The organism is Pelomonas sp. KK5 (assembly GCF_001984095.1).
Classification (GTDB): Bacteria; Pseudomonadota; Gammaproteobacteria; order Burkholderiales; family Burkholderiaceae_C; genus KK5.
Genome location: NZ_LYVQ01000507.1, coordinates 1 through 914, shown reverse-complemented (window position 1 = coordinate 914; position 914 = coordinate 1). Strand labels below are relative to the sequence as shown.

Sequence of the window (914 nt, the reverse complement as noted above, 5' to 3'; positions counted from 1 at the left end):
GATTGCGTTCAGCCGCGCCGTTAGGCGTCGGCTGGAACAGCGGGTTAGGCTGCGCATGCCGAGCCTTCTGCTGCGCCAGAAGCCCTTCGGCCACAGTCGCAAGTGACCGAGGCTCCACATCCACTACCTCGCGATCGAAGTCGTACGACTTTGCAACGCGCCAGTTGACCAAAGCTCTCCAAGTCGCCCAGTAGTAGGCTGTTATGAGCGCCCTACGTTCAAGCGGCAGTTGATCCTCCAGATCCCAATCAAGCGGATCCCAGAAGTCCGCAATGTCACCCTGAGGCAGCTTGCGCGCCATGGCAAAGACCGTCTCGTCGTCGCCAGAAAGCGCCAGTGATGTGATTTCGTCAAGCTGTGCTGCAACGTCATTCAATCGGGCCTCGCGCAGCAGCGGCACAGTTGCAGCGCAGGCCGCAAGGGCTACGTCTCGATGATTGGCCACAGTCGATTTCATGATGCCTAACGACGGAGTTCAGCGGCGCCGTTAGGCGTCCGCTGGAACACAAGGTTAGGCTGATGGTGGCCGCCGCCGAGGAGGGCAACTGCTGCAACGCGGCCTACTGCTGATGGCGAATGCCGACTGGAGAGCCGCCTGCCAGCGGACAGACGGCCGCGGTAGCGCGCGGCGTCAGAGCACTCCGGGCGGAGCGAGATCGGGATACTCAGCATAAATTGGGTCCAGCAGTTCGTGTGAAAGCCTACCAATGGCGAGACCGATAGTCCTCTGAAATGCGTCGAATTCGACTTGCGACAGGCCTCGCTTGGCATGCGACAGCGACTGCGTCAGTTGCGCGATGGCGTCCTCAAGCGTTGCTGCGACGGCTGCGGCTGCTTCGCGCTCCATGATTGGTTGCCTGTGAAGCCTAACGATTGCGTTCAGCCGCGCCGTTAGGCGTCGGCTGGAACTGCGG

2 protein-coding genes are annotated in these 914 nt (G+C 61.3%); both read right to left on the bottom strand.

Annotation, left to right across the window (positions count from 1 at the left end; all coding sequences use genetic code 11):
• On the bottom strand, window positions 1-457 hold a 457-nt coding region (locus B0W88_RS33330; RefSeq protein WP_144007156.1), incomplete at its 3' end, for a hypothetical protein.
• A 174-nt stretch (window positions 458-631) separates the two neighbouring features.
• The coding region (locus B0W88_RS33325; RefSeq protein WP_233151918.1) for a hypothetical protein at window positions 632-914 on the bottom strand (283 nt) is incomplete at its 5' end.